Origin of the sequence: Shewanella sp. SM73 (assembly GCF_025653795.1) — a bacterium.
Lineage (GTDB): Bacteria > Pseudomonadota > Gammaproteobacteria > Enterobacterales > Shewanellaceae > Shewanella > Shewanella oncorhynchi.
Window position 1 is genome coordinate 19,091 of sequence record NZ_JAKKRY010000001.1, and the last position, 24,723, is coordinate 43,813.

Consider the following 24,723-nt stretch of genomic DNA (forward strand, 5'->3'; position numbering starts at 1 on the left):
TCATAACTTATCAGGCATGGTTTTCAACTATTTTTTAGTTTTAAATCAATTGCTTGCATTTCTGTGTATGTTCTGCTAAACGCCTTTTGTGTTTTCTTAAACGCCCAAAATATTCTCTTAAACGCCTATTCCGTTCTCTTAAACGCCTTTTGTATTCTCTTAAACGCCTTCCTGAAAAAAAGTTCAAGGGGCTATTGAAACATTATTTTTTTATGCGACAGTATAAATATGAGCACGTTAGCGAGGAAAATATGCAAAAAATTAGAACTAGAAATGGCAAAGAATACTATGTGAATATTGACGCTGGTGAGTTTGAGATCCCGCAGCTATTTTTGGAGACACCGCTTTTCTTACCCGAAAGTAGAAAGAAAAAGGATCAAATTGGGATTGGCTATAGTGATGATGAAAGGAGATATCAAGATGTTGAGCATGATGTTTCCCTTTCTAACGGCTTAGAAACGATGACAATTAGTGGTCCACAGTTGAATCTGTTACGAGATTACCCTGTTTTTCATTACATATTTTCTCAAATTGACAGTTTTAGTGAGCATAGCGGTAAGTTAAGTTTTTCTGCATCTAAACTCATCAAAGCCTGCTGGCCAAGGCATAAAGTTAACGACACACCTGTCAAGATGCGCCAGACATTCAGGAATGAGCTTAGAGATGTACTTCTAAAGCTCAATAAATGCCAAATTAGCTATAGACTAAATGACGATAGTTGGGGAGCAATGACTCTCATTTCTGATTTTCACTATGACTCTCAGAGTGATAATTGCACCATACATGTATCGCCAAAATTACAAGTTCTTGCGCAACTTGCTAAAAAGCAAAAGTCTAGTTTGACAACTTTTTTATCTATTAACTCACAAGCAGGACGGTTCGCTTACTTAACTTACGTTTCTAACAATTGGAAAACGAACAATAAAAAAGCATCAGTGAATGAGTTTACCCTCAGCGTTGCTACGATTTTGAAATCTTTTGGTAAAGAATTGTTGCTTACTGATAAAGAGTTGAAAGACCTTGATGAGAAGCTAAGTAAGAAAGGCTCAAAAGTAGTCAATTGCAGTAATGAAAAGGCAGAGTTAACTTACAACCGTAATAATATAAAGTTGTTTAAGCGAGGACTGAAAGAGCTTCAGGAACTAGGTATGATCCACAGTTTTGAACATATTGATCATAGCTGTGAAATTGATGGGAAAATTAAAATAATTCGTTCAATAACAAAGGCTTACTAGCATTTGGATTGAGTGTATCTAAATAGAACAAAGAAGATGGTTGTCGAATAGCGATGCTAGTTCTTATACAATACAGTACATGCAAATTTTTGATTTAATGGATGTCCGCGATGTATGAACAAGCCCTATTAGAACCAATCCTTTCTTTTTTGAAATGTAAAACACCCGATGAGTGGGTTACAGAGGCAATTAAACCTGAAAATTTATCTACGATTTTACGTGATCATCTAGTTTGCGAGTTAAAAGCAGCTCAGAGTGCAGTAACTCTCATGAGAAAATATGCCGTTGATAAAGAAAGTGCTATTCGCTTATCTGACTGGGTTAGACCATATGCTGACTATGCTTATAAAAAAATTGGAGGGATTGAGTCACTTAGGGTAAAAAATAATGTAATCAAGCAGGTAACTGTTCGTGAGGATTCAGATTATGGGCAAGAATTAGTTGATAGAATGATGTTACTTATAAAGGAAGAGTTACATCACTTTTATCAAGTGATTGAGCAAATGGAGCAAAAAGATATTCAATACGAATTGATTGATGCAGGTCGATACGCTAAAGGCTTGCTTAAGCATGTTAAGCCATTCGAACCTGATGCATTAGTGGATAAATTGATTATAGGGGCATTTATTGAAGCTCGATCATGTGAACGTTTTGCTAAGCTTGCTCCACATTTAGATGCAGAACTAGGGAAGTTTTATGTTTCTCTATTACGTTCAGAAGCCCGTCATTATCAGGATTATCTTGACCTCGCTGAAATGATTTCAGACAAAGATATTTGCGCAAGGGTATCATTTTTTGCAGATATTGAAGCGGAGCTTATTCTGTCACCAGACCAAGACTTCAAATTTCATAGCGGGAAGCCAATAAATTAAATTTAATTATTATTTACCTGTTAATCAGTCACTTGTTAATGTATGCACACCTATGCTTAAAGTGAGTTAAAAGCCGCTCAGACAGCGATTTTTTTGCTACGAAAATATGCGTTAGATAAAGACAGTGGTCGAGCTCTGTTGGCGTGGGCTAAACCCTATGAAGAGTTTATTTATTCGCAAGAACATGATGTGGAAAGTTTTTTAGCCCGTGATGTGAAAAAGAATGAGTTGGTAACTGACCTTATACCTAAGCCCAACTTTAAGTTTGCTGCGAATTTAGTTTCACCTTTAATCCGCTTGATTAAAGAAGAGTTTCATCATTTTGAACAAGTATTGGATTTAATGCACAAGCGCAGTATTGATTACCGCAATATTCGCGCGGGGCGTTATGCCAAGGGCATGATGAGTCATGTGACAACCCATGAGAAAGATATTTTGCGGGATAAGTTGATTGTAGGGGCATATATTGAGGCTCGCTCGTGCGAGCGCTTCGCTAAACTCGCGCCTTATTTAGATGGTGAGTTGAGTAAGTTTTATGTGTCACTGCTGCGTTCTGAAGCTCGACATTATCAAGATTATCTTGCGTTAGCTCAGTTGGTTTCACCTGAGGATATTAGCGAGCGAGTGAAGTACTTTGGCGAGTTAGAAGCTGAGTTGATTTTAGCGCAGGATGATGAGTTTCGTTTCCACAGTGGGTCGCCTCTATTAAATTAATTTGAACGGCTTTGCTTCCCCAAACGAGTAGAGTTAAGTTCATACAGCTGAAAAGATTAACGGTTCTAACAAACCGTTAATCACAGTATTTTCAAGCTATTAAAGCTAAAAATTTAAGCCATTTAAGCTTAAGTAACGCTAAATGAGGCTTACTTAAGCCAATGCCTTTAGGTCATCGTCGGGTCGAAGGGTAAGGACTGTAAATTAATCCCTTCAGCGCTCACACTGAGCACACTGCCTTGTTCATACCAATCGCCAACCACTATACGCTTACAGCCATTGGCAAGTTGATGAATGGCCGGTCTGTGGGTATGTCCGTGGATCATATGCTTAGTGTGTGTCTTGGCAAATAACACATCGACCGCATTGGGCTCTACATCCATGATAGTGTAACTCTTTTGCTTATTGCTGTTCTTGCTCTTGCTGCGAATTTTATCAGCAATGCCCTGACGGGTTTTCTTGGATAAACAACCATACAACCAACGAGACAGCGATAAACTGCGTAGTTTTCGAAAGCGTTGGTAGGCCTTATCTAAAGTACATAAGCTGTCGCCGTGCAAAATTACAGTGTCGACACCGTATAAATTGAGGCGAGTGACTTCGGGTAAAATTTGCATGCCTGCGGTGCGCGCAAATTGTTTGCCTAGCATGAAGTCACGGTTGCCATGGATAAAATACACGGGCAACTTTTGTGATACTTGCTTGAGTTTTTCGGCGATGTCTAGGGCAAAAGGCAAGGCAATATCATCACCAACCCAGACTTCAAACAAATCGCCTAGGATATAAAGGGCGTCAGCATCATCGAGTTCAGTGTCGAGAAAGTGAGTGAACGCTTGGGTGATATCAAGGCGATCTGCACTCAGGTGCAGATCGCCTATAAATAGAGTTCGCATTCGCCGTATTATGCCGCGACGCTGACTTTTTCAATCACAATGGCTTCTAATGGCACATCTTGATGCATACCACGGTTGCCAGTGCTAACGGCCTTGATTTTTTCGATAATGTCCATGCCTTCAACGATTTCGCCGAATACGCAGTAGCCCCAGCCCTGTGAGGTTTCTGATTTAAAATCGAGGAAAGTGTTGTCGTTCACGTTAATGAAGAACTGCGCAGTAGCTGAATGTGGATCTGAAGTACGCGCCATAGCGACAGTACCAGTACGGTTTGATAAACCGTTATTGGCTTCGTTCTTCACTGGCTCGTTACAACGCTTTTGGCTCATGTCTTCGTTGAAGCCACCACCTTGGATCATGAAACCGTCTATCACACGGTGGAAGATAGTGCCGTCGAAGAAACCTTCGTCAACATATTTCATGAAGTTTGCTACTGTTAGCGGTGCTTTTTCAGCGTTCAGTTGCAGTTTAATGTCGCCCAAATTAGTGTGTAATGTGATCATGTTTTCATACTCAGTGTAAATAGTGGCGCGATTCTAACTTATCTCGGATTGCGCGCAAAGTGCAGTATTCAAAACCTGTCAGGCCGTGATAGACTGACTCCTTGATTTTACACCTGAATGTATCATTGAAGAGAATATCGATGTTGAAGATTTACAACAGTATTACCCGCCAAAAACAGGAATTTAAGCCAATTAATCCCGGGAAAATTGGGATGTACGTGTGTGGTGTGACCATATACGATCTCTGTCATATTGGTCATGGCCGTACTTTTGTTTCTTTCGACATGATAGTGCGCTACCTGCGTTACGCGGGTTATGAAGTGAATTTTCAGCGCAATATTACCGATGTTGATGACAAAATCATCAAGCGTGCTAACGAGAATAACGAAAGCTGTGAAGCCTTAACCGAGCGTCTTATTGGTGAAATGCACCAAGACTTCGATGCCTTAAATATGTTGCGTCCCGATTTTGAACCGCGCGCGACCCTTCATATTGCTGAAATCATCGACATGGTTGAGTTATTACTCGCCCGTGGCCATGCCTATGTGGCGAGCGATGGTGATGTGCTTTTCAGCGTGGCCTCATATCCTGATTATGGCCGTTTATCGGGCCAGAATTTAGATCAACTGCAAGCCGGTGCTCGGGTTGAAGTGGACGAAACCAAGCAAAATCCAATGGATTTTGTGTTGTGGAAAATGTCGAAACCTGGCGAACCAACGTGGGAATCCCCATGGGGACCGGGTCGTCCTGGCTGGCATATCGAATGTTCGGCCATGAACAGCAAACATTTAGGTCTGCATTTTGATATTCATGGCGGCGGCTCTGACTTACAGTTCCCACATCATGAGAATGAAATCGCCCAGTCTTGCTGTGCCCATGACACGCCATACGTCAACTATTGGATGCACACTGGCATGGTGATGGTTGACCGTGAAAAGATGTCTAAGTCCTTAGGCAACTTCTTCACAATTCGCGATGTACTTGGTCACTATGATGCTGAAACTGTGCGTTATTTCTTATTATCTGGTCATTATCGTAGCCAACTGAACTATTCAGAAGATAACTTGAAACAAGCGCGTTCAGCCTTAGAGCGTTTGTATACCGCTATTAAAGATGTCGACTTAACTGTCGTTGCGGCGCCTGCAGAAGAGTTTATTGCTAAGTTTAAAGCGGCGATGGATGATGACTTTAATACACCTGAAGCCTACTCAGTGCTATTTGATATGGTGCGTGAGATCAATCGTTTAAAACTGACCGATATGGCACAGGCATCTGCGTTAGCAGTCACCTTGAAGCAATTAGCGGATGTGTTAGGTCTATTAAGCCAAGAGCCAGAGGCCTTCTTTCAAGGTGGCGGTAGTGACGATGAAGTGGCTGAAATCGAAGCCTTAATCGTTGAGCGTAACCGTGCTCGTACCGAAAAGGATTGGGCTGCTGCGGATGTGGCGCGTAATCGTTTAGATATTTTGGGCGTTGTGCTTGAAGATGGTCCAAGTGGCACCACTTGGCGTAAGAAATAAGCTTATTCGCTATATTTTTAATTCAAGAAAATCTTCAGTAAATAAAAAACCTGCATCATGCAGGTTTTTTTATGCTTGCTAGAACCTAGAACCTAGAACCTAGAACCTAGAACCTAGAACCTAGAACCTAGAACCTAGAACCTAGAACCTAGAACCTAGAACCTAGAACCTAGAACCTAGAACCTAGAACCTAGAACCTAGTCATGATACTGCTCGGCGGCATATAAGGTGTTTTCTAATAGGCTTGCAATCGTCATCGGGCCGACACCGCCGGGGACTGGAGTGATAAAGCTGGCATTTTGCGCAGCAATGTCATATTGCACATCGCCGACTAAGGTGCCGTTATCTAAACGGTTAATACCCACATCTATTACAATCGCGCCAGGCTTGATCCACTCGCCAGGAATAAAGCCGGGTTTACCCACTGCAACGACCACGAGATCTGCCTGACGGATTTTTTGTTCGAGATTCTTAGTGAAGCGGTGGCAAGTAGTGGTGGTGCAGCCAGCAAGCAGCAACTCTAAGGTCATTGGGCGGCCGACAATATTCGATGCGCCAACCACAACAGCATCTAAACCATAGGTATCAACGCCGGTGGATTTGATGAGTGTCATTATGCCCATTGGGGTACAAGAGCGCAGCACCGGAATACGCTGGGCTAAACGGCCGACGTTGTACGGGTGAAATCCATCGACGTCTTTATCTGGGCGGATACGCTCGATGACTTTTGAGTCTTCGATATGCGCGGGTAATGGCAGTTGCACTAAGATGCCATCAATTGTCGGATCATCATTAAGACTATCAATCAGGTTGAGTAATTCATCTTCAGTGCAGTTTGTTTCTAAATCGTATGAACGAGAAAGAAATCCAACTTCTTCACAAGCCTTACGTTTACTGCCAACATAAACTTGTGATGCCGGATCGGCTCCCACTAATATTACGGCTAAACCCGGTACGCGTTGTCCAGCCTCTTTGCGGGCGGTGACTTTTTCGCTGAGCTTAGTGCGGATGGATTGAGCAATCGCCTTGCCGTCGATTATTTGGGCTGTCATGGGTGTAGGATATCCTTTATATGGGCGATGGTGAAAACAGTAGTTAACACAGAGATTGGCAATCGTGGCTATTTTAACAGGGCACAGCTACTGTGTCATGGTTAAAGCCGTTGCCAAGTGGATAAAAAAAACCAGATTAGCCTGATAATTCAGCACCTAGAGTCGAACGATAAAAAAATCGTTGACGGGTGTAAAGTGAGGGGATAAGATGCGCTCCGTTCTCAGGCAGATGTGTTCATCTTGCGCTGAAACTGTCATGTAAGACCTTAGGTAATTAGCGCAGTCCGATAGTGCATCCAGATTTTGGATGAGAGTGGACCAGAGGAAACCCTCTGAGTTGATACCAAGTAAAATGTAAGACCTTCGGTGATTAGCGCAGTCCGGTAGCGCATCTGGTTTGGGACCAGAGGGTCAGAGGTTCGAATCCTCTATCACCGACCACTTTATTATCGTTTGCTTCAATGAATTCAAAGATAATTTGGACTCAAATAGGCGAGTGATAGGGTTAGCATAAATGCTTTCCAAATCGGTTAGGATACAGAAAATTCTGTAAACCATGCGCCCGTAGCTCAGTTGGATAGAGCACCCGCCTTCTAAGCGGGTGGTCGCAGGTTCGAATCCTGCCGGGCGTACCAGTTTCAGTGGTGATTGTAGCTCAGTTGGTAGAGTCCCGGATTGTGATTCCGGTTGTCGTGGGTTCGAGCCCCATCAGTCACCCCATTTTTAGTACTTTGAGTACAAATTAAAAAAAGCGACCTTGTGTCGCTTTTTTTATACCCCAGATTCGGCTGTTGAGGCTCGACTCTGCAGAAAACGGTGGCTATAATGTCGCGTCTTGATAGATATCAACTATGAGCGACCTGTGCCTAAAGCCAGTTGTGGTGGGCATTGTAGTCAAATTTAATGATCAAGAAACGAATACCTGAATAGTTGATGAATCGGCTATTACAAAGGACGTTAGACAAATTTCGAGGTAAAACAATGCAAGTTTCTGTTGAAGCAACCCAAGGCCTAGAGCGTCGCCTGACCATTTCTGTTCCTGCTGAACAAATTGAAAAGCTGGTTAAAGACAGTTTACAACGTGAAGCTAAGCGTGCTCGTATCCCAGGTTTCCGTCCTGGTAAAGTGCCTGTTACTGTTATAAACAAACGTTACGGCGCAGCGATTCGTCAAGACATCATGGGTGAAGTGATGCAACGTAACTTCATCGAAGCAATTATTGCTGAGAAGTTAAACCCAGCGGGTGCACCGACTTTTGTTCCTGGTTCTACTGATGGCGAAAAATTCGAATTTATCGCTACCTTTGAAATCTATCCAGAAGTTGAGCTGAAAGGCTTAGATGCAATCGAAGTAGAACAGCCAAAAGCTGAAGTGACTGACTCTGACGTTGACACTATGATTGAAACCTTACGTAAACAACACGCGACTTTCGCTGCTGTTGAGCGTGAAGCTGCTGATGGCGACAAAGTGAAAATGAACTTTGTTGGCTCAGTTGACGGTGAAGAATTTGAAGGCGGCAAAGCTGATGATTTTGAACTGCAACTAGGTAGCGGCCGTATGATCCCTGGTTTTGAAGCAGGTATCTTAGGTCACAAAGCGGGCGAAGAATTTGTTATCGACGTGAACTTCCCTGAAGAATATCACGCTGAAAACCTGAAAGGTAAAGCGGCTAAGTTTGCGATTACGCTGACAGAAGTGCAAGCGGCTAACCTGCCAGAAGTAAACGATGAGTTTGCTGCTCTGTTTGGTATCAGCGAAGGTGGCTTAGAAGCCCTTAAAACTGAAATCCGTAAAAACATGAACCGTGAACTTGAGCAAGCGTTAAAAGCTAACGTGAAAGAGCAAGTGATCAATGGTCTGTTAGCTAACAACGATATCACTTTGCCAAAAGCATTGATCGATGGCGAAGTTAACGTTTTGCGTCAACAAGCCATGCAACGTTTTGGTGGCCAATCGGCTAACATGCCAGAACTGCCAGCTGAATTGTTCACTGAACAAGCTGCACGTCGTGTTAAAATCGGTCTGCTATTAGGCGAAGTCATCAAGACTAACGAACTGAAAGCGGAAGATGAACGCGTACAAGGCTTGATCGCTTCTATGGCTTCAGCCTACGAAGATCCAAGTGAAGTGGTTGCTTATTACAACAGCAACAAAGAGCTGATGCAAAACATGCGCAACGTTGCTTTAGAAGAGCAAGCGGTTGAAGCACTGTTGAAATCTGCCAAAGTGACCGAAAAACAAGTCGCTTTTGAAGAATTTATGAACAAGGCTACCGGTCGCGCATAAGCTAAGCTTGACTTGATTAGCTGTTCGCCATTTATAATGGCTCGTATGAGGCTCCTCATGCGAGCCATTTTTATTTAGGGAAGTGAATAATGCATAATGCGTCAGACATACAAAGTGCTTTAGTGCCTATGGTGATCGAACAGACTGCTAAGGGTGAACGCTCATACGATATTTATTCTCGTTTGTTGAAAGAGCGGATTATCTTTTTGGTAGGTCAAGTTGAAGAACACATGGCAAACCTTATCGTGGCGCAACTATTATTCTTAGAATCAGAAAGCCCAGATAAAGATATCTTTTTATACATTAACTCTCCTGGTGGCTCTGTCACCGCAGGCATGGCGATTTATGATACCATGCAGTTTATCAAACCGAATGTTAGCACTGTCTGTATCGGCCAAGCCGCTAGTATGGGCGCTTTCTTGTTAGCTGGTGGTGAGAAGGGTAAGCGTCACTGTTTACCAAACTCTCGCGTGATGATCCATCAACCGCTGGGTGGTTTCCAAGGTCAAGCATCAGATATTGCTATTCATGCCAAAGAAATCTTAGGCATTAAAAATAAGCTTAACCTAATGCTCGCTGAACACACAGGTCAACCGCTCGAAGTGATTGAACGCGATACCGATCGTGACAACTTCATGAGTGCAACTCAAGCCGTCGAATATGGCTTAGTTGACTCTGTGATGACGAAACGCGGCTGATTTTTGCTTTTGACTGAGCTATGCTTTGTAAAAGTTAAGCAAATTTAAGACAGGCAGTAGAGCAGACTGCAAATGAGGTAATTAATGGGCGACAACAAAAATAATGGTGACAGCGGTAAATTGCTGTACTGCTCTTTTTGCGGAAAGAGCCAGCATGAAGTCAGAAAACTCATTGCTGGCCCATCAGTGTATGTATGCGACGAATGTGTTGAGTTATGTAACGACATCATTCGTGAAGAGATTAAAGAAATCTCTCCAAAGCGTGATAGCGATAAATTACCGACACCACATGAGTTGCGTGCACATTTAGACGATTATGTTATTGGCCAAGACAGAGCGAAAAAAGTGCTTTCTGTGGCAGTGTATAACCACTATAAGCGTTTAAAAAATGCATCGCCTAAAGATGGTATCGAGCTGGGTAAGAGTAATATTTTGCTTATCGGTCCAACGGGTAGCGGTAAAACCCTACTGGCTGAAACCCTTGCGCGCTCACTCAATGTGCCTTTCACTATGGCAGATGCTACTACGCTGACTGAAGCGGGTTATGTGGGTGAAGACGTTGAAAACATCATTCAAAAGTTGCTGCAAAAGTGCGACTACGATGTTGAGAAGGCGCAGCGTGGTATCGTTTATATCGATGAAATCGATAAAATTAGTCGTAAGTCAGACAATCCATCAATCACCCGTGACGTATCGGGTGAGGGTGTACAGCAAGCGCTGCTTAAGCTGATTGAAGGTACTGTTGCCGCGGTTCCACCACAAGGTGGCCGTAAGCATCCACAGCAAGAATTCTTACAAGTCGATACTTCTAAGATCCTCTTTATCTGTGGTGGTGCGTTTGCAGGGCTTGAGAAAGTGATTGAGCAACGTGCGCACGTTGGCTCGGGTATCGGTTTTGGTGCACAGGTGAAAGGCGAGAAAGAGAAAGCGACGATCTCTGAAACGTTATCACAAGTAGAACCTGGCGATTTAGTCAAATACGGTTTAATCCCTGAGTTTATTGGTCGTCTGCCAGTGGTTGCGACTCTGACTGAGCTGGATGAAGAAGCTTTAGTACAAATTCTATCTCAACCTAAAAATGCCCTAACTAAGCAATACAGTGCGTTATTTGAGATGGAAGGGGTTGAGCTTGAGTTCCGCGAAGATGCGCTTAAAGCGATTGCTCACAAAGCCATGTCTCGCAAGACAGGTGCCCGTGGTCTACGCTCCATCGTTGAAAGTATTCTGCTGGATACTATGTACGATATCCCATCCGTTGACGGTGTGGTGAAGGCCGTTGTGGATGAATCAGTCGTGAAAGGGGAATCTGCCCCAATCTTGATTTATGAGCACAATGAGGCCCAAGTGGCATCAGGCGAACAATAATTGTACTGATCGCTAATAAACTGAAAAACAAGGAGTCCAATGGACTCCTTTTTTCGTATTAGCCATTGAAACTCCATAAAGCGTCCCAATATACTCCAGTATTAATCCATTTCACCAAAACGGAATCGAACTATGACCCAAGAGCGTGAAGCGCATATCGAACTCCCCGTGCTGCCACTGCGAGATGTGGTGGTCTATCCCCATATGGTAATTCCGTTATTTGTCGGACGAGAAAAATCTATTCGATGTCTCGAAACGGCAATGGCGCAGGATAAGCAAATTATTTTAGTGGCGCAGCGTGATGCCGAGCTCGATGAACCATCAAAAGATGACATCTTCGAAGTGGGTACGGTTGCCTCTATTTTACAGTTACTTAAGCTGCCAGACGGTACAGTCAAAGTGCTGGTTGAAGGCGGTCGTCGCGCCCGTATTACCCGTTATACCCAAGAAACAGAATTCTTTGTGGCTAAGGCTGAGTATCTGGAATCAGAACCGCTGGAAGACAAAGAAGAAGAAGTGTTAGTGCGCAGTGCTATTGGTCAGTTTGAAGGTTATATCAAGCTGAACAAAAAGATCCCGCCAGAAGTCTTGACCTCTTTATCGGGTATCGATGAAGCGGCGCGTCTGGCCGATACTATGGCCGCACACATGCCACTTAAGCTTGAAGATAAGCAATCTGTGCTTGAGATGGTCAACGTCGGCGAACGTCTGGAATATCTAATGGCGATGATGGAATCGGAGATCGACCTATTACAGGTTGAGAAACGTATCCGGACTCGCGTTAAAAAACAGATGGAAAAGAGTCAGCGTGAGTACTATCTGAACGAACAGATGAAAGCCATCCAGAAAGAACTGGGTGACTTAGATGAAGGCCATGACGAATTTGAAGCCTTAAATCGTAAGATTGAAGAGGCTAATATGCCCGCTGAGGCGAAAGAGAAAGCCCTCGCCGAGCTTAACAAGTTACGCATGATGTCACCAATGTCGGCTGAAGCGACGGTTGTTCGCAGTTATGTCGATTGGATGACGGCTGTGCCTTGGAGCCAACGCTCTAAAATCAAACGTGATTTAGCCAAAGCCCAAGAAGTACTCGACACCGATCATTTTGGCCTTGAAAAAGTCAAAGAACGTATCTTGGAATATTTGGCAGTCCAAAGCCGAGTGCGTCAGCTTAAAGGGCCAATCCTGTGTTTAGTGGGGCCACCAGGTGTGGGTAAAACCTCGCTAGGTCAATCGATCGCTAAGGCGACCGGTCGTAAGTATGTGCGTGTTGCCCTCGGTGGCGTGCGTGATGAAGCGGAAATCCGTGGTCATCGCCGTACTTACATTGGGTCTATGCCGGGTAAAGTCATTCAAAAGATGGCTAAAGTCGGCGTGAAAAACCCGTTATTCTTGCTCGATGAAATCGACAAGATGAGTTCAGATATGCGCGGCGATCCGGCTTCTGCTTTATTAGAAGTGTTAGATCCTGAGCAAAATGCGACCTTTAACGATCATTACCTCGAAGTCGATTACGACCTATCCGATGTGATGTTTGTTGCAACGTCAAACTCTATGGATATTCCTGGGCCACTTCTTGACCGTATGGAAGTCATTCGTTTGTCGGGTTACACCGAAGACGAGAAGCTGAATATTGCTAAGCAACATTTGCTGAATAAGCAAATTGAGCGCAATGGTTTAAAAGCCACTGAAATTAAAGTAGATGATAGTGCTATCGTTGGCATTATCCGTTATTACACCCGTGAAGCGGGTGTGCGTTCACTCGAGCGTGAATTGTCTAAGATTTGCCGTAAAGTCGTGAAAATGATTTTGCTCGATAAGTCTGTCAAGTCTGTGACTGTCAACCAAGAGAATCTTAAGTCTTTCCTTGGTGTGCAGCGCTTTGATTACGGCAAAGCCGAGTCTAAGAACCAAATCGGTCAAGTGACTGGCTTAGCGTGGACTCAAGTGGGCGGTGACTTACTGACGATTGAAGCAACCTCAGTGCCAGGTAAAGGGAAGTTAACCTATACCGGTTCCCTTGGCGACGTGATGCAAGAGTCGATTCAAGCAGCGATGACAGTTGTTCGCGCCCGTGCGGAACAATTAGGTATCAATGCTGATTTCTACGAGAAGCGTGATATCCACGTGCATGTGCCAGAAGGTGCGACACCCAAAGATGGTCCATCTGCAGGTGCGGCAATGTGTACCGCGTTAGTATCAAGCTTAACGGGTAACCCCGTGCGTGCTGATGTGGCCATGACAGGTGAAATAACCTTACGTGGTGAAGTGTTACCTATCGGTGGTTTGAAAGAAAAACTGCTAGCAGCACACCGCGGCGGCATAAAATTGGTGCTTATTCCAAAAGAAAATGAGCGCGATTTGGAAGAAATTCCTGCCAATGTGATTGCCGATTTAGAAATTCGTCCCGTGCGTTGGGTCGATGAAGTGTTAAAACTGGCACTAGAAAGGCCGGTAGAAGGCTTCGAAGTGGTTAAAAACTTGGCATAACGCAAGAAATTGCGCTATCACGTTAAAAAAAATGAAAAAAGGGGCTTAACAAAGCGCAGACCTGTGGTAGCCTAGGTCTGTGGAGAGCCAGCTGCTCCAAGCCCTTGGCGCAACTGGCTTTGAGCTGTATCCAGTTTTAATTCTTTGGTTTTCGAACTCAGCTTGAACTTTGAATTCAAGCTTGTTATAAAAGCCTCCGCAGACCGCTCTAGAGACGGATTTGGTTGCGGCGCAAAAAAATTACATTCAAGGGGATGACATGAACAAATCTGAACTAATCGAGAAAATCGCATCTGGTGCTGACATTTCTAAAGCCGCTGCTGGCCGAGCACTGGATTCTTTTATCGCTGCTGTGACCGAAGGTCTGAAAGAAGGTGATAAAATTTCTCTTGTTGGTTTTGGTACTTTTGAAGTGCGTGAACGCGCTGAGCGTACTGGTCGCAACCCACAAACGGGTGAAGAAATCAAAATCGCAGCAGCTAAAATTCCTGCATTCAAAGCTGGTAAAGCACTGAAAGACGCTGTTAATTAATCATTAATATCGTAGCCTTTGTAAGGCGTTCGTAATGACAAGCACTGTTTATCAGTGCTTTTTACGAATTGAAAGTAATGGAATATGAAGCTTAATTTCTACCATTACTCGGGGTTTTAGAATTTACCAGTGGTAGCGTCTGAATATTCCCCATAAATTACAGAAAGGCGCATCTCAACCTGATGCGCCTTTTTATTTTGTTAATCGCAACAAGCGAGAAATCTGATGTTAGAAAAGATCCGCGATGGTTCGCAAGGCGTGATTGCTAAAGGCATTCTCGTACTTGTGATTTTATCTTTTGCATTTGCAGGAGTCAGTAGTTACTTAGGTTCAACAACTGATGTGCCTGCGGCAGAAGTGAACGGTGACAAGATCACTAAAGCCGAGCTAGAGCAGGCGTACCAGAGCGAGCGCTCTCGCATGGAGCAACAGCTAGGTGAAATGTTTGCTGCGTTATCTGCTGACGAAAAATACTTACAAAGCATTAAGCAGAGCGTATTAGAACGCTTAGTGGCTGACAAGTTGATAGATCAAGCTGCTAAGGCTATGGGGCTACGTGTATCTGACGAGCAAATTGTTGCTGCAATGAGAGCTGAACCGGCATTTCAAACTGATGGCAAATTTGATAACGATCGTTATCAGGCGATTCTGCGTCAGTTAGGTTATCAGCCACAGACTTTCAGAGACATGATGCGTGTCGATATGACCCGTCGTCAGTTAACTGCAGCCCTTGTGGGTACTGAATTCGTGTTACCTGGCGAAGCTAAGCAATTGGCTGAGTTACAAGGCCAAACCCGTGATGTGCGCTATGTTATTGTCGATTCTGCACCATTCTTAGCGACAGCGGTTGTGACTGACGAGCAAGTGAAAAACTATTACGACGCAAACCAAGGGCAGTTTATGAGCCCAGAGATGGTGAGCTTAGAATATGTTGAACTGAATGCTGCTGATTTTGCTAAAAATAATCCAGTTTCTGATGAAGAAGCACAAACGTATTACGAAGAACATAAAGCACAATATGTTTCTAACGAGAAGCGTCTTGCCGCGCATATTTTGGTTATGCCAGGTAACGATGAAGCTGCAGCAAAAGCAAAGGCTGAAGATCTCGCTAAGCAATTAGATAGCGGTGCCGATTTTGCTGATCTGGCTAAAGCTAACTCTGATGATACTTTGAGTGCAGAGCAGGGCGGTAAACTGGATTGGTTTGAACCTGGTGTAATGGACCCCGCATTTGATGCCGCTTTATTTGCATTAAATAAAGGCCAACATTCTGCGGTGGTTAAAACAGACTTTGGTTTCCACATTATCAAGCTATTAGATGTGCAATCTGGCGCGACTGTACCGTTTGCTGATGTGAAAGCTAAGATAGTGGCTCAATTGCAAGATAAGAAAGCGGTTGACCAGTTCTATAGCTTACAAAGTAAATTAGCGGATACCAGCTATGAAGTGCCAGATACACTATCTGAAACCGCAAAAGCTGTTGGCGTTGATGTTAAGACTACAGCACTGTTTTCTCGCGATAACGCACCTGCTGAGCTAAACAAGCCTGACTTAGTTAAAGCTGCCTTCTCTGAAACTGTGATGCTGAAAGGTTTAAACAGTGAAGTGATTGAGCTTGAACCTAACCATGTGGTTGTTATCCGAGTGAAAGAACATCATGATGCGGGTACTTTGGCCTTAGCTGAAGTGAAAGCCAACATCACTGAGCGCTTGAAGCAAGATCAAGCAAACGAAGCCGCCCGTGCAAAAGCACAGGAACTGATGGCACAAGTTAAAGCGGGTGCAACTGATCTTGGTTTAGTGTCTAAAGCGAAACTAGGCCGTGGCGCGCAAGACGTTGATGCTGCGATTGTAGGCAAAGCGTTCCAAATGCCAACACCAAGTACAACTCCTGTTGTCGATACCGTGGGTTTAGCAAACGGTTATGCTGTGGTTGCACTGGATAAAGTCAACGCTGCAGAAGGTGTGAGTGATGAGCTAGTTAATGCACTTAAACAACGTCTGAACGCACAATACAGTGAAGCAGACTACCGTGGCTTGATCGATTCGCTTAAAGCCAATGCCAAGGTGCTTTATCCTGTAGAAGAATAATTTCAGTGAGGATAGCGAGTTAAATTTACTATCCGACTGATTAAATAGAAAAGGCCAAGTGAGTTCACTTGGCCTTTTTTTTAATTCGATAAAGTTTACCAATGAAGTTCGAAGGATATCCGCTATAGCAACACTGTCAGACTCCATATTCCATTACTTCAATCGCCACGTTACTGAATTGAATGGTTAATCATCAACGCCAATCATTACGCTGCTGGCTTTGATGAGGGCATAAGCCGAATCACCCACTTTGAGCCCTAGGCGCTCACAGGAAGCTTTAGTCACCACAGAGGTCAGTACGACACCGGGTGCAAGTTCGATTGTTACTTCATTGTTTACAGCGCCCATTTCTATGGATTTGATTGTACCGCTGAGGGTGTTTCTTGCGCTAATTTTCATTGATTTTCCTTATTGAGGGATTATTAGGGGTCAACTGCAGCTAGTGTAGCGCATCTTAATCTGGGAGTTATAAATAAAAACGCCACTAAAAAGTGGCGTTTAACGTTTGTGATAAGCAGTGATTCGCTATCGAGTTGATTAGAGTTCGATAACGTCAAATTCAACGTATGGGTTAACGTCGACATCGTAATTAATGCCTTCGATACCAAAACCAAATAACTTAATAAATTCAGCTTTATATTCACGGTAATCAGTCAATTCTGATAAGTTTTCTGTGGTCACTTGTGGCCACAAATTACGGCAGTGTTGCTGAATATCTTCACGCAGTTCCCAGTCATCTAAACGTAAGCGATTATCACTGTCGGTCTCAGGTTTTGCACCATCGGCACGGAATAGACGCTCACTGAATAAGCGATAGATTTGCTCCATACAACCTTCATGGAGACCTTCCTGACGCATTTTCTTGAATACCATAGCGATATATAAAGGCATGACAGGAATGGCCGAACTCGCTTGAGTCACAACGCTCTTTAGCACTGCAACATTTGCGCTGCCGCCAGTGGCTGACAGTTGTTCATTTAACGCTTTTGCTGCGCGGTCCAGATCCATCTTGGCCTTGCCAAGGGCGCCGTGCCAGTAAATTGGCCACGTCAGTTCTGTACCTATATAGCTATAGGCTACGGTTTTGCAGTTATTGGTTAATACACCGGCTTCAGATAAGGCTTTGATCCACAGTTCCCAATCTTCGCCGCCCATAACGGTTACAGTATCAGCAATTTCTTGCTCAGTTGCTGGCTCAACGGTGGCTTCAATGATGCAGTCTTTATTGGTATCAACGGCAGTTGCTGTGTAAGTTTCGCCAATGGGTTTTAAAGCTGATCGGATAAGCTCACCTGAATCAGGGAGTTTGCGCACTGGTGATGCCAGTGAGTAAACAACCATGTCAATTTCACCAAGATCTTGCTTGATAAGCTCGATGACTTTTTGTTTAGCTTCATGGCTAAAGGCATCGCCGTTAATGCTTTTAGAATATAAACCTTCCGCTTTAGCAAATTTGTCGAAAGCGGCAGAGTTGTACCAACCTGCAGTACCCGGTTTCGCTTCAGTACCTGGCTTTTCGAAGAACACACCAATCGTTGCAGCATCGCTACCAAAAGCGGCTGCGATACGTGAAGATAGACCATAACCACTTGATGAACCGACCACTAATACCTTTTTCGGGCCGTTAGCGATCTTACCTTTTGCTTTAGTTAAGGTGATTTGTTCTTGAACGTTTACTTCACAACCGACAGGGTGTGTAGTGGTACAAATGAATCCACGAATTTTTGGTTTGATAATCATATTTAAGCTTCTTCTATCAAAATGACCAATAGGATAAATATTTCGGCGGGTAAATGGCACCTATTTTTAGCCAATTCACCTGATTATTTAAGTGGTTGGAGCAGTTTAGCGTTTATGAACAAACAGACTCTGCTCTTGGACCAACCTCTGGGTGTATTCATGTTTTGGTGAGTTAAATATTTGTTCTGTATCAGCTTTTTCAACCATTACACCTTTGTGCAGTACCATAATTTTATCGCTGACATGGCGAATAATATTGAGATTATGGGACACGAAGATATAAGACAAGCCGAGATCTTTTTGCAGTTTTAACAGCAAATTAAGAATTTGCGAACGCACCGAAAGGTCCAGAGCGGTTAAGGCTTCATCGGCAATGATAATTTTAGGATTGAGCATTAAGGCTCGTGCTACTGCGACTCGTTGTTTTTGCCCTTCGGAAATCATGTGCGGATAAAACTCCGCATGCTCAGGTAATAAACCTACTTTTCGTAAGGTATCGACCACTTGGGTGTGCCGCGATTGCGCTGACATTTGGGTGTTGAAACGCAGCGGCTCATCGAGTAATTGACCAATCGTTAGGCGCGGGTTCAGTGAAGTATTCGGATCTTGGAAAATCATCCGAATTAAGCGGCATCTTTGCTTCACATTGCGACTGTCTAAGGCTTCACCTTCGAAAAATATCTCACCACCGCTGCGGGGCTCTGCACCGACTAAAATGCGGGCGAGGGTACTTTTACCTGAACCCGCCTCACCCACTATCGCTAAGGTTTCACCGCGTTCGAGTTCAAAGGATACGGGCGCTAATGCATCGTTATATTGGCGGGAAAAGCCCTTATAACCAGTATCATATCTTTTATAAAGGTCATTAACTTTAAGCAGTGGGGTCGTCATTATGGGTTTCGCCGTGATAAGGGAAATGACAGGCAAAATAGCGGTCTTTGATATGACTCAAATTTGGCTGATTAACGCATTTTTTTTGTGCTTCAGGGCAGCGTGGCCCTAAACGACAACCAATTGGCAAATGCTGTAAGGCGGGCGCAGAACCCGGTAGGGTAGGCATAATCGCCTTGTGACCACCTGAGCCTGAATAGTCGGGCATATTTTCGAGTAACGCCTTAGTGTAAGGATGATAAGGCTGCTTAATCACTTCGTCCGTTGGCCCAGATTCCATGACTTGACCGCAATAGAGCACGGATAAGTGATCGCACCATTGGGCTAAGGTTTCCAACTCGTGGCTGATCAATAGAATCGATACGTTTTGTAATTGATTTAATTGGGATAATAATCTGAAAATTTGCGCCTGAGTGCTGAGCTCCATCGAGCTTGTGGGTTCGTCTGCAATCAATAGGCGAGGCTGGTTAGCAACCGCCATCGCAATCATCACCTTTTGGCATTCGCCTTCGGATAATTCCCATGCGTAGCTAGACATCACCTGCCGCGGATTCTTGATCCCGACTTTATGCAGCCATTTCTGTGCTGTAAGTCTTGCATGCCTGCGCCGTTGCCAAAAATAGGCGCTAGGATTTTTAGGCATAGCTTGCATTAACTGACTGCCGACGGTTTGTGCTGGATCTAAGCTGCCAGACGGATCTTGGAAGATCATCGCCATGTCTGAACCCATCAGATTACGGCGCTCTTTTGAGCTCATGGCCATCAAGTTATTGCCATCCCACATCATGCGGTCTGCTGTGATAGTCCAGTTAGGGCCGGGGATGCCTAAAATTGCTCTGGCTAACAAACTTCGTCCTGAGCCAGATTCACCGACTAGCCCATGAATTTCGCCCGCATTGAGCGTTAAGCTGACTTTTTCTAGCGCCCGCACTCTACCGTGGGGCGTATCGAGTTCAATCGTTAGATTTCGTACGTCGAGTAAAGGCATAAGTTAGTTTCTGATGGGCGCAAGCGCCGACCGTAGGCCATCGCCAACCAAGTTAATGGAAAGCACACTGAAAAGAATCGCTAAGCCTGGGATAGTTACGGCCCAAGGCGCAGTTAGTAAATTATCCATTCCTTGGGCGACCATAGCGCCCCATTCTGGACTCGGCGCCTGCGCGCCTAAGCTTAAAAAACCGAGGGCGGCGATATCTAAAATGGCGGCCGAAATGGCAAGTGTGGTTTGAATGATCACTACTTCCCACACGTTTGGCATGATGACATGCCAAAAAATTTGCATTGAGTTCGCGCCATCTAAACGCGCCGCTGTGACGTATTCTTTTTGCAACTCTTCATGCACAGACTGGTGTATCGAGCGCACAAATTGCGGGGTTAACGCTATCCCGACGGCCCAGAACACATTTTCAAGCCCTGGCCCCATTACGGCCACCACTAAAATGGCCATCAATAATGAGGGAATGGATAACAGCGCATCGAGTAAGTGCCCGAGGATACTGGATTTTAAGCCCCGCATCATGCCGGACAGTGACCCTATGATAAAGCCTGTGAATAATGCGGTGACGACGATCAGCAGCGCCATACCAAAGGTCAAGTGTGCGCCGTGTAATAATCGGCTGAAGATATCGCGGCCTAAATCGTCTGTGCCTAAAAAGTGTGCCACAGTGCCTGAGGGATCCCACGAGGGGGGCAATAGCAAGGCTCTGGGATCTTGTGCCTCTGGTGGGAAGGGCGCAATCATAGGGCCAAATAGCGTTAGCAAGAGTAGAAATGCAATCGTCCACAGACCTGCCAAGGCGAAAGGGTTAGCTGAAAAGTTAAGCCAAACCCGCATAGTCGGGGAGGCAATCTGATCTTCTTGATAAATTTTAACTGGTGGCATAAAGGTCTTTTCTGCTCAGTGGATTAAAGACTGTATGTAGCACTTCAATCAAGATACTTAGGAAGATAATTAATAGGGCTACGGCCAAAATACCACCTTGGATGACAGTGTAGTCCCGTTGGTAAATCCCTGAAACCAGCCAAGAACCCACGCCAGGCCAAGAGAAAATCATTTCGACCACTATGGCATAACTGGCAAAGGAACCAAGCATCAACCCTAAATGTTTCAGCACTGGGATCAAGGCGTTAGGCAGGGCGTGGCGCAGTATAATAGTCCCGGTATGCATGCCTCTGGCTTCGGCTGCGCGGATGAAAGTTTGATTCATCACATTCATCATCGCCGAACGAGTGCTGCGAACCACCACAGTAAAAGGTAACACGGCCAGTGTCGTGGCAGGCAAAATGATGTGCAGCAGCGCATCTTTAAATGCCGACATGCCGTATTCAGACTCTGACAACAGGGTATCTACCAACATAAAGCCAGTGACAGGTTTGATTTCATATAACAAATTGATTTGTCCCGAAATCGGTAACCAACCGAGATCGACGCCAAACCAGAGTGAAAGATAAAGACCTAACCAGAACACGGGCACAGAGTAGCCGGTTAGCGTGATCGCCATAATGGTATTTTGGGTGAGCTTATGTTGGCTCTGGGAAGCAAGCACGCCTAAGGGCACACCGAAGCAAATCGCGATAATGGCCGCCATCACAGCAAGTTCGAAGGAGGCGGGTAGGACAGCGCTGAGTTCTTCGGCCACTTCTTGATGTGAGGTGACTGAAATGCCTAAATTACCGCTAAGCCTTTGTTGTAGATAAGCGATAAATTGCCACGCTTGGTTTTTATCTAATTTGTAGTCCTGCTCGGTTTGAACCAGTTGACTCGCCGTCGGTGTATGTATGCCAGTGAGTGCGTGGGTGCGATCCACCGGAAATAAGCCGGTGGCGTAAAATAAGACACCCACCATGACTAACGAGGTGGCAAGAAACAAATTGAGGCGGCGCAGTAGGTATTTAAACATTAATTCGCCTCCTCTTGTGCTTGGCTAGTGTGGGCGAAGGAAATGCCACCAAAAGGCGTGAGTTGCATGTCTTTAACATCATGGCGAGTCAACGCTACACGTTTGGCATGGGCCAGACTCAGCATAGGTACTTGTTCGGCCAAAAAGGCTTCTGCTTGCTGATAAATTACTTTACGTTCGCCCTGATCTGATACTTCCCTTGCGCTATCTAAGATGGCATCAAACTCAGGGTTACACCAGCGCGAACGATTGTTGTTAGACTGCATTGCGGCGCAGCTCAGCAGTGGAGTAAAGAAGTTATCGGGGTCGCTGTTATCGGCATTCCAGCCAATTAACACTGAATCATAGTCGTCGCGGCTGAGCCGCTGACTAAACACGCTCCAGTCGTAACTGACGATGTTCACTTTGACGCCTATGTTGGCCAGATCCGATTGAATTAATTCAGCCGTTTTTAACGCATTGGGGTTATAGGCGCGGGCAACTGGCATAGCCCAAATATCGATACTGAGATTTTTAATGCCTGCTTCTTTTAATAGGTCGCGCGCTTTTTGCGGATTGTAATCCACAAGCCCTTTGTTATTGTCGTAGGCCCAAGACGCTGGCGGCAGAACGCCTGTGGCTTCAATGGCGGTATTTTGATAAACCGCTCGCAGGATATTTTGTTTATCGACCGCATAGGCCAGTGCGCGGCGTACTCGGACATCATTCAGTGGCGGCTTTTGCGTATTAAAGGCCCAAAATGCTACGTTGAGTCCAGGTTGTGACTCAATATTTAATTCTTCATGTTGCTTGATAACGGGCAGCTCACCCGCTTTGGGCAGCGCAGATACACTGCAATCCCCCGCGATCAGTTTCGCGAGTCTGACAGTACTTTTTGGCGTGATATCAAATACGAGCATATCGATTTTTGCTGGTTCGCCCCAAAAGTCAGGATGACGGCGATAGCGAATATATTCGTTTTTCGCGTACTGAACTAAAGTGAACGGCCCAGTGCCAATGGCAAAGTGGTCGACGTTTTCAGGATGGCCCAATGTTAACTGCTGCTGCGCGTATTCATCGGATAAGATCACCGCAAAGTCGGTGGCCAGATTTGACAGAAAAGAAGCGTCTTTGCGGGTCAAATAAAAGACCACTTCATGATCGTTTATCTTTTCTATCCCTTTAACTTGTTCAGAAAAGCCAATACTTTGGAAGAAGGGATAACCCGTGCGGGAGACAAAATGATAAGGATGCTGGGTATCGATAATACGCTTAAAGGAGAACAACACATCGTCGGCATTAAAGGGGCGTGTTGGGGTAAACCGCTTCGAATGCTGGAACTGCACGTTTTCCCTGAGGGTGAAGCGATAGCTTAAGCCATCATCGGACATAGCCCAACTCGTCGCCAAGGCAGGGACAAGCTTGCCTGACTGGGTGTCATAATCCACTAGGCGACTATAAATTTGATGTGAGGTGGCATCGATTGTCGTGCCAGATGTCACCAATTGTGGATTAAAAGACTCAGGGTTCCCTTCGGAGCAATACACCAAACCAGAAGGGAGTCGTTGGGGCCCACACGCGACCAACAACCAACTCATGCAAGAAACTGCAGTTGTTAGGCACAGGCGTCTAATTAGCACACTCATTTATAAATCATTATTTTATCGACTATGAACGGCTATTTTAGCAGTGCATCTCCCCCGTGGGCAATCTGCTTATGCTTTATCAAGTAAATTGTACTTTTTAAGGATGCCACGCAGTTGGTGGTAACTTAATCCGAGCATGTCGGCGGTTTTCTTTTGGTTATATTGGCTGTTTGAAAGTGCCTGCTGGATCAGATCCATTTCGTACTGCTCCGTTTGCTCTTTAAAATCCAGCGGAAAATTAAAGCAATTCGTTGAATACTCAGTATTGACTTGCACTTCAGCCTCAAATGTCGGCGCAGATTGTGGCGTACTGGCAATAGTTGTTGGCGCGACTGAGGTGATTTGACGTTCGCGGGTCTTGATCCGCGTTTTAGGCCGATACGGTGAAGCAAAGGGATCGAGGGTAATATGATCGATGGGCCTATTTTCACCGCCATTACGGTAAACGCTGCGCTCTACAACGTTTTTAAGTTCACGGATATTACCCGGCCAGTCGTGGGTCATTAATTGCTCGACCGCATGTGCGCTGAAACCGCTGAACAGCTGCAGCTTTAATTGGCGTGCCATGCCAACGGCGAAATACTCCGCCAGCGTCATGATGTCTTCTGGGCGGCAACGCAGCGGTGGCAGAGTAATTACATCGAAGGCGAGTCTATCGAGCAAATCGGCACGAAATTCGCCTGCGTCAGCAAGTGATGGTAAATCTTCGTTGGCGGCGCAGATTAAACGAACATCAGCCTGCACGGTTTTGCTACCGCCGACCCGCTCAAATTCGCCATATTCAATGACACGCAGGAGCTTTTCTTGGATAAGTCCTGAGGTGTTGGCTAATTCGTCGAGGAATAAGGTGCCGCCGTCGGCGCGCTCAAAGCGGCCTTCGTGTTTGCCTTTGGCGCCAGTAAAGGCTCCTGACTCATGGCCAAATAATTCACTCTCGAGTAAATTTTCACTCAAAGATGAACAGTTTAGCTTAATAAAACTTTGATCCCAGCGCTTAGACAGATAATGTAAGCGTTCGGCAATAAGCTCTTTACCTGTACCACGTTCACCAATAATCAGTACGGGTTTAGACAGAGGCGCTATTTGCGACACATGTTCTAACACTTCGAGTAGGGCGTTGGATTGACCGATGAGGTTGTCTTGCTGAAATTTATTATCCACGATATTTTTTAGTCTTTCGCGCTAAAATTTGGTGAAAATGATAATAAGTGGCTTGAAGCGTAAAAGGAAGTAAAAGTTAATATTTTGTTTAAGCTACTGTATTTAAATAAGAAGTAAAAGTTGGCACGGTTAGTGTATTACCTTGTACGAGACCA

At 44.8% G+C, this 24,723-nt stretch carries 20 protein-coding genes, 3 tRNA genes and 1 pseudogene; 13 read left to right on the forward strand and 11 right to left on the reverse strand.

The genetic code is table 11. From position 1 onward, the window contains the following. Nucleotides 1–251 precede the first annotated feature (251 nt). The 3 genes and pseudogenes from L5M51_RS00080 to miaE (L5M51_RS00090) all read left to right on the forward strand — a co-directional run. Complete coding sequence (locus L5M51_RS00080) at nt 252–1,235, forward strand: hypothetical protein (protein WP_263171049.1); 984 nt, start codon at nt 252–254, stop codon at nt 1,233–1,235. Nucleotides 1,236–1,345: 110 nt separating this feature from the next. After that, entirely contained in the window at nt 1,346–2,107 is a 762-nt protein-coding gene (miaE, locus tag L5M51_RS00085; protein WP_107402168.1) for a tRNA isopentenyl-2-thiomethyl-A-37 hydroxylase MiaE, read from the forward strand. 63 nt (nt 2,108–2,170) lie between these two features. Then, a pseudogene (gene miaE, locus L5M51_RS00090) lies at nt 2,171–2,821 on the forward strand (tRNA isopentenyl-2-thiomethyl-A-37 hydroxylase MiaE); the annotation flags it as partial. A gap of 167 nt (nt 2,822–2,988) precedes the next feature. Here the strand turns inward: miaE (L5M51_RS00090) and L5M51_RS00095 are convergent. Both L5M51_RS00095 and L5M51_RS00100 read right to left on the reverse strand, forming a co-directional pair. Next, the gene (locus L5M51_RS00095; protein ID WP_263138179.1) at nt 2,989–3,714 is read right to left on the reverse strand and encodes a UDP-2,3-diacylglucosamine diphosphatase; all 726 of its coding nucleotides are present in this window, start codon (nt 3,712–3,714) and stop codon (nt 2,989–2,991) included. Between the two features lie 8 nt (nt 3,715–3,722). Beyond that, entirely contained in the window at nt 3,723–4,217 is a 495-nt protein-coding gene (locus tag L5M51_RS00100) for a peptidylprolyl isomerase (RefSeq protein ID WP_198572192.1), read from the reverse strand. Nucleotides 4,218–4,357: 140 nt separating this feature from the next. On the opposite strand from L5M51_RS00100, the gene cysS reads away from it, so the two are divergent. Then, nucleotides 4,358–5,737 (forward strand): cysteine--tRNA ligase, encoded by a 1,380-nt coding sequence (gene cysS / locus L5M51_RS00105; protein ID WP_105252936.1) that lies wholly within the window; start codon nt 4,358–4,360, stop codon nt 5,735–5,737. A gap of 197 nt (nt 5,738–5,934) precedes the next feature. Here cysS and folD read toward each other — a convergent pair whose 3' ends face one another. After that, a complete protein-coding gene (folD, locus tag L5M51_RS00110; RefSeq protein WP_198572194.1) occupies nt 5,935–6,789 on the reverse strand; it encodes a bifunctional methylenetetrahydrofolate dehydrogenase/methenyltetrahydrofolate cyclohydrolase FolD in 855 nt (284 codons plus the stop codon). Nucleotides 6,790–7,153: 364 nt separating this feature from the next. Between folD and L5M51_RS00115 the strand changes: the two genes are divergently transcribed. The 9 genes from L5M51_RS00115 (at nt 7,154) to L5M51_RS00155 (ending at nt 16,251) form a co-directional block, all read left to right on the forward strand. Further along, nucleotides 7,154–7,230: transfer RNA gene (locus L5M51_RS00115), tRNA-Pro, on the forward strand. 117 nt (nt 7,231–7,347) lie between these two features. Next, nucleotides 7,348–7,424, forward strand: a tRNA-Arg gene (locus tag L5M51_RS00120). Nucleotides 7,425–7,433: 9 nt separating this feature from the next. Next, nucleotides 7,434–7,509, forward strand: a tRNA-His gene (locus L5M51_RS00125). Between the two features lie 261 nt (nt 7,510–7,770). After that, nucleotides 7,771–9,075 carry a trigger factor gene (tig, locus tag L5M51_RS00130; protein ID WP_263144414.1) on the forward strand — a complete coding sequence of 435 codons (1,305 nt, stop codon included), beginning with the start codon at nt 7,771–7,773 and terminating at the stop codon, nt 9,073–9,075. Between the two features lie 89 nt (nt 9,076–9,164). Next, entirely contained in the window at nt 9,165–9,773 is a 609-nt protein-coding gene (gene clpP, locus L5M51_RS00135; protein ID WP_063883148.1) for an ATP-dependent Clp endopeptidase proteolytic subunit ClpP, read from the forward strand. Nucleotides 9,774–9,857: 84 nt separating this feature from the next. After that, on the forward strand, nt 9,858–11,138 hold the full coding sequence (gene clpX, locus L5M51_RS00140; protein WP_028760467.1) for an ATP-dependent protease ATP-binding subunit ClpX: 1,281 nt from the start codon (nt 9,858–9,860) through the stop codon (nt 11,136–11,138). A 132-nt stretch (nt 11,139–11,270) separates the two neighbouring features. Continuing rightward, entirely contained in the window at nt 11,271–13,628 is a 2,358-nt protein-coding gene (lon, locus tag L5M51_RS00145) for an endopeptidase La (RefSeq protein ID WP_105252934.1), read from the forward strand. A gap of 259 nt (nt 13,629–13,887) precedes the next feature. Continuing rightward, nucleotides 13,888–14,160: a nucleoid-associated protein HU-beta gene (hupB, locus tag L5M51_RS00150; RefSeq protein ID WP_006081127.1), complete on the forward strand. Its 273-nt coding sequence runs from the start codon at nt 13,888–13,890 to the stop codon at nt 14,158–14,160. Nucleotides 14,161–14,385: 225 nt separating this feature from the next. Then, a complete protein-coding gene (locus L5M51_RS00155) occupies nt 14,386–16,251 on the forward strand; it encodes a SurA N-terminal domain-containing protein (protein ID WP_028760465.1) in 1,866 nt (621 codons plus the stop codon). A 186-nt stretch (nt 16,252–16,437) separates the two neighbouring features. Here L5M51_RS00155 and L5M51_RS00160 read toward each other — a convergent pair whose 3' ends face one another. The 8 genes from L5M51_RS00160 to pspF all read right to left on the reverse strand — a co-directional run bounded on the left by L5M51_RS00160 (nt 16,438) and on the right by pspF (nt 24,568). Further along, complete coding sequence (locus L5M51_RS00160; RefSeq protein WP_006085368.1) at nt 16,438–16,650, reverse strand: molybdopterin-binding protein; 213 nt, start codon at nt 16,648–16,650, stop codon at nt 16,438–16,440. Between the two features lie 138 nt (nt 16,651–16,788). After that, the gene (gene fabV / locus L5M51_RS00165) at nt 16,789–17,991 is read right to left on the reverse strand and encodes an enoyl-ACP reductase FabV (RefSeq protein ID WP_263171051.1); all 1,203 of its coding nucleotides are present in this window, start codon (nt 17,989–17,991) and stop codon (nt 16,789–16,791) included. A 105-nt stretch (nt 17,992–18,096) separates the two neighbouring features. Continuing rightward, nucleotides 18,097–18,882 carry an ATP-binding cassette domain-containing protein gene (locus tag L5M51_RS00170; RefSeq protein ID WP_105252932.1) on the reverse strand — a complete coding sequence of 262 codons (786 nt, stop codon included), beginning with the start codon at nt 18,880–18,882 and terminating at the stop codon, nt 18,097–18,099. Continuing rightward, nucleotides 18,863–19,870 carry an oligopeptide/dipeptide ABC transporter ATP-binding protein gene (locus L5M51_RS00175; RefSeq protein WP_028760462.1) on the reverse strand — a complete coding sequence of 336 codons (1,008 nt, stop codon included), beginning with the start codon at nt 19,868–19,870 and terminating at the stop codon, nt 18,863–18,865. The genes L5M51_RS00170 and L5M51_RS00175 overlap by 20 nt, the downstream gene beginning before the upstream one ends. Nucleotides 19,871–19,873: 3 nt before the next feature. Continuing rightward, nucleotides 19,874–20,764, reverse strand: a complete 891-nt coding sequence (locus L5M51_RS00180; RefSeq protein ID WP_263171052.1) for an ABC transporter permease subunit — start codon at nt 20,762–20,764, stop codon at nt 19,874–19,876. Further along, nucleotides 20,751–21,782 (reverse strand): ABC transporter permease, encoded by a 1,032-nt coding sequence (locus tag L5M51_RS00185; protein ID WP_263171053.1) that lies wholly within the window; start codon nt 21,780–21,782, stop codon nt 20,751–20,753. The genes L5M51_RS00180 and L5M51_RS00185 overlap by 14 nt, the downstream gene beginning before the upstream one ends. Continuing rightward, entirely contained in the window at nt 21,782–23,407 is a 1,626-nt protein-coding gene (gene sapA / locus L5M51_RS00190) for an ABC transporter substrate-binding protein SapA (protein WP_263171054.1), read from the reverse strand. The genes L5M51_RS00185 and sapA overlap by 1 nt, the downstream gene beginning before the upstream one ends. Before the next feature lie 69 nt (nt 23,408–23,476). Further along, nucleotides 23,477–24,568, reverse strand: a complete 1,092-nt coding sequence (gene pspF / locus L5M51_RS00195) for a phage shock protein operon transcriptional activator (RefSeq protein ID WP_263138183.1) — start codon at nt 24,566–24,568, stop codon at nt 23,477–23,479. Nucleotides 24,569–24,723: the final 155 nt, after the last annotated feature.